Origin of the sequence: Comamonas sp. JNW (genome assembly GCF_003105075.1) — a bacterium.
Taxonomy (GTDB): domain Bacteria; phylum Pseudomonadota; class Gammaproteobacteria; order Burkholderiales; family Burkholderiaceae_C; genus Comamonas; species Comamonas squillarum.
On sequence record NZ_QETI01000031.1, the window covers coordinates 1 to 4,477 of the forward strand.

Sequence of the window (4,477 nt, forward strand, 5' to 3'; positions counted from 1 at the left end):
GCGCTCAATGACAGCGGTCTGTACGGCGACCAGCCCGATCTGGAAGTGCGCGTGTCCTATGACAGCAAGGCCAAGACCTTGACCATCACCGACACCGGCTTCGGCATCGGCATCGGCATGACAACGCAAGAGGCCATCGACAACTTGGGCACGATCGCCAAGAGCGGCACCCAGGCCTTCATGGACAAGCTCAGTGGCGACCAGAAGGCTGATTCGCAGCTGATCGGCCAGTTTGGCGTGGGCTTTTACTGCGGCTTAATCGTGGCCGACAAGATCACCGTCGAGTCGCGCCACGCAGGTGCAGAGGCATCGTAAGGCGTGCGCTGGACCAGCGGCGGCATGGGCGACTTAAGGCGGCGGGGATGCGCACCGAGCCGCCGGTGCCCGAACCAATGACGATATCGACCAGGCCCCGGCCGAAGCTGACACCGGCACCCGAGGAGGAGCCGCCAGGGATGTGCAGCACATCGGCTGCATTGCCCAGTGTGCCGAAATGGGGGGATGCCCACGCCCGAGAACGCGAACTCCGTCATATTCGTCTTGCCGACGATCACCACGCCGGCGGTGGTCACCTGACCAGCCACATCGAGCAGGTCCTTGACCGACACCAGGGCTTGCAGCGTCTATCGCAGGCGCTGCAGTAGTCTCAAGGCACGGACGCGGTAAAGCTCAGCTGCCCACTGTAATTGCCGGCTGTGCGACTGATGGCGCTGTTGTAGCCAAAGGTCCAGTTGGCCGTCCGGATGGTGACCAGGCTGTTGACTGTGCCGGTGCCGCCCCCGGTGACATTGACGCTGGTGCCGGTGCCGCTGGCCGGAAGGGTGGGAGCCGGCAGGGCCGCGTCGCTGCTGGTGATGCTGACCATGTTCATCGGAATGGTGTTGCTGCCGCTGGTCAGCGGGGTGGTGACCGTGGCATAGACGCTGACCTGGCCGCCATTGCTGCGCACCTCGACCGGCAGCACATTGCCGCTGGCGGTGACGGCAAATGTGGGCGCTGCGCCGTTCCAGTTGACGGCGGTGTTGTTGCCATTGATGGGCGTGATGGGTACCGCAGGAATGGTGGGGCTTAGGTTAAAACCCACCTGTGAGGTGGTGCCGCCGGGTGTGGGCCAGGCGCCATCGCCGATGCGGAAAAACACATACTTGTCGATCTGGATGGAGAAGTTCAGCGCCACAGCCGGGGTGTTGCGTGGCAGGTTGCCGGTGCCGGAGGTGGCACTGCCTGCCTGCGCCGCTGGGCACAGGGCAGTCAGCACCAATGGCAGCAGCGCATGGCGCAACAGCTTCAGCGGGCAGCGCTGCGTGTTCATTGGAAATCCGCGTTCAGCTTGAAGCTGCCCTTGTCCCAGTCCAGCAGGCCTCTGGCCTTGATCGGGTAGCTGGGCTGAATGGCAGGCTGTCCATCTTCGCCCTTGGGTACCAGGGCCAGGTGGCGGGTCTGGCCGGGCATGATGGGGGTGCCTTCCACGGCCAGCATAAAGTCGCGGCCTTTGGCATCCTTGGCGTCCACCGTGCCTTCGAGGCGGCCATGGGCATCACCGCTGTTGCGCACGGTGATGGCAGGGCTGCGCTTGCCGGCGATATCGCGCATGCCGATCTGCTCGACTTCGAGTTTGGGCTCGGCGCCGCCCAGCATCACATAGACGGCCACGGCAATGCGGCCGGTCACTGGCAGGCTCAGGCTGGCGCCCCCGCTCTGGATGATGGTCTGCTGGGCGGGCTCCACCCCTTCGATGGCGATCATGAAGCGGCATTCACCACGCGGCGCATCGGCCGGCGGCGTGATCTGGAAGCGAAAGGCCTGCTTGGTCTGCGCCGGTACCTTGACGGTTCGGCGCTCCAGTGCCACCCAGGGGCGGCAGCTGCCGGGCAGCAGCTCGTCGTGGTAGCTGATCTGACCTTCGGCCGAGTAGCTCCAGTCCAGGGTCCGTACCGACAAGGCGGTGGCGGCCGAGCCCAGGTTGTGCAGGTCAATGGACTGGCCAATGCGCTCGCCGTTTTTGGTATTCAGCTCAAAGCGCGACGGGGCGATCGCCATCTCGAACGGGGCGGCATGGGTCAGGCAACTGACCAGGGGCAAGGCCAGGGACAGCGAGTGGCGGAAAAAGCGGAAAACGGTCATGGCTGGGTCTCTATCTCAAAATAGGATTCAAAGCGCAGGCTGCCGCCCAGGCCCATCTGCAACTGGCGTTGGTCTAGGCGCAACTGCAAGTCAAAACTCTCGGTGATCCAGGGCGCACGCACCACGCCGCTCCAGACCAGCACGCGGTCGCCGGGCCGGCCCATGCCGCCCTGGAACAGCCCGCTGCTGCGCCATTGCACCTGCATGCCCATGGGCGAGCGCAGGCCAGCTACCGCCAACGGGATGACGTAGTAAATGCGGGCCTGCTTGCCCACATAGGCGGCGGTGGCCAAGCGGTATTCCACATGTCCGAAAGGCAGGCTGATGGTGTTCGGATCCAGCATCTGCGCATTGCGAAAATCCGAGTTGATCTGGGGACGTGGGGAGCTGGAGTCGTCCAGCCGGGTGGCCTGGGCATGGGCGCCTTGGCCGCAGGCGCCGGCCATGGCCAATAGAGCAGCACAACAGCGAAGGCGAAAGCTGGGCATGGACCCGTCTCCTTATTCCATCGACGCGGTGAAATACACAGTGCCCCGGTAGGTCCCTGCCGGGTAGAACGTGTCGTTGGCATAGCTGAATGTCATGCGCGTGGCATTCATGTTGCGCGTCTGGTACGTCCAGGTGCCCAGACAAAGAATGATGATCGGAATCGAGCAGATGTTGGCATTGGCGTTGAAGCTGGCGATCTGTTGGTTGGTCGCACCGTTGAACTGACCGCTCTGAATATCTCCGGCTGCCGAGCCACTGCTGTTGCTGACCGTCCAGCTGATCTTGCTGAACGGGATGACGGTGCTGCCACAGGCGCCGCTTTGGCAGACCAGGCCGGCGCTGGAGTCCACCCGCAAGGTGACGGGTCGGGCGACTTCCGAAGCAATGATCGGGCGAACCGGCGTGACCGAGATATCAATGGCGGGTGAGCCGGTGACGGCGGTGGGTGTAAGGCCCGCATTGTTGCCTGAGACATTGAACTGCACCGTATCGGTACCGGCAGCAGATCCCACCTGCAGCGACAGCGCGTAGTTGGCGGTGCTTGCGCTGTCGCTGACCGTGATGATGACGGCGTTGGCGGGCACCGTGATGCCGCAGGCGAGCAGTGCCAGCCCCGCACTCAGCGGTGCGCGTGCTGCCCGCCGGGCGGCACGCGCGGCGGTGGTTGCATCGCGCTTGCGCATCAGACGCCTGTCGCCGTATAGGTGACGGAGCCGGTGTAGGTGCCGGCGCTCCAGGCGGTGGCCGTGCCGGTCAGCGCATAGGTCCAGGTGCCACTCAACAAGGTGTTGGGGGTGAGCGTGGTGGATGCGCATGCGCCCAGGTTGGCGCCGGGATGGGGCACCGGCGTTGCACCTGCTGCTGTCACGGTGAAGTTGGCATTGGGTGGGCCGCCAGCGGCCGGGCTCCAGGCACCCACGGCGCAATTGATGTTGGCAGTGCCGGCATTGGTCCAGGCAGCCACCGACAGCACGTTGCCTGTAGGGGTGACGGCCACGGTGGGCGCGGTGCCATCCCAGGGCACCTGGACGTTGTTGGCGGTGGCCGTGGGCGTGGTGCCGGGGGTGGGCGGAATGGTCAGCGTTGCGTTCCAGGTGACGGTGTCCTGGACGGCATTGCTGGAACCCACCTTGAGCAGGATCAGCTTGGGGATCACCACGCTCAGGTTGACCTTGGCGGTGGCGGTCACGGTGCCCGTACCGGCCGAGGAGAAGCCGTATTGGCTTTCTGCCAAGGCATGGCCGGCGTAGGCCAGCGCCAGGGCAGATCCCAGCGCCAATGCTTTCAATTTTGGGTGTTTCATGGTTCGAGTCTTTCAAGAGAGCAAGCGCCTGGGCGCCGGGGTTTGGCCCACACCGTGCACGGGGTGCGCAATCGGGGGCCTGGGTTCTGCTGCATGGTTATTCCTCCACCTTGGTGATGGGGATCTCGGCGTGGGCTTCGCCACGCAGCGGAACATCAACACCCAGCACCGCGCCGTCGGCAGCGCCCCAGGGCAGGGGCACGCTGTCGAGCGTGATGCTGAGCTGATGGCGGCCTACGCCGACCATCGGGAATGAGAAGCGGCCTTCGGCATCGGTGGTGGTGCGGTAGCGGCCGTCCAGCACCACCTCGATGCCCTGCGCTCCTGACTCATCGGCCTGGACACGGCCATCCTTGTTGGCGTCATAGAACACGCGTCCACTGACGCTGCCGCTGCCATTGCCGGGCATGCCGCCAGCGACGGCAAAGGGCCGGCCGGTGCCGCCTTCCCAGCGCAGATAGGCATAGGCGGTCTTGTCGTTGCTGCGGTAGATTTGCGGGCTGGTCCAACTGAGCACCTGGGTGGTGGCCAGGCGCGCCTGGTTGAGCAGCACGCCCAGGC

General features: G+C 64.9%; 6 protein-coding genes and 2 pseudogenes. 1 reads left to right on the forward strand and 7 read right to left on the reverse strand.

Annotated elements, in window-relative coordinates:
- Positions 1 to 312: pseudogene (locus DCO45_RS22360) on the forward strand (ATP-binding protein); the annotation flags it as partial.
- A 37-nt stretch (positions 313 to 349) separates the two neighbouring features.
- Here DCO45_RS22360 and DCO45_RS22365 read toward each other — a convergent pair.
- The 7 genes and pseudogenes from DCO45_RS22365 to DCO45_RS22395 form a co-directional block, all read right to left on the reverse strand.
- A pseudogene (locus tag DCO45_RS22365) lies at positions 350 to 608 on the reverse strand (amidase family protein); the annotation flags it as partial.
- Between the two features lie 38 nt (positions 609 to 646).
- A complete protein-coding gene (locus DCO45_RS22370) occupies positions 647 to 1,312 on the reverse strand; it encodes a hypothetical protein (protein ID WP_232539506.1) in 666 nt (221 codons plus the stop codon).
- Positions 1,309 to 2,124, reverse strand: coding sequence for a hypothetical protein (locus DCO45_RS22375; protein WP_232539507.1), 816 nt, complete (start codon positions 2,122 to 2,124; stop codon positions 1,309 to 1,311). The genes DCO45_RS22370 and DCO45_RS22375 overlap by 4 nt, the downstream gene beginning before the upstream one ends.
- On the reverse strand, positions 2,121 to 2,612 hold the full coding sequence (locus tag DCO45_RS22380) for a hypothetical protein (RefSeq protein ID WP_243419463.1): 492 nt from the start codon (positions 2,610 to 2,612) through the stop codon (positions 2,121 to 2,123). The genes DCO45_RS22375 and DCO45_RS22380 overlap by 4 nt, the downstream gene beginning before the upstream one ends.
- A 12-nt stretch (positions 2,613 to 2,624) precedes the next feature.
- Entirely contained in the window at positions 2,625 to 3,296 is a 672-nt protein-coding gene (locus tag DCO45_RS22385; protein ID WP_243419464.1) for a hypothetical protein, read from the reverse strand.
- Positions 3,296 to 3,916, reverse strand: a complete 621-nt coding sequence (locus tag DCO45_RS22390) for a hypothetical protein (protein ID WP_232539510.1) — start codon at positions 3,914 to 3,916, stop codon at positions 3,296 to 3,298. Before DCO45_RS22390 ends, DCO45_RS22385 begins: the two co-directional genes overlap by 1 nt.
- Before the next feature lie 97 nt (positions 3,917 to 4,013).
- Positions 4,014 to 4,477 (reverse strand): MSCRAMM family adhesin SdrC (locus DCO45_RS22395; protein WP_243419465.1); only part of this gene is annotated, 464 nt, incomplete at its 5' end.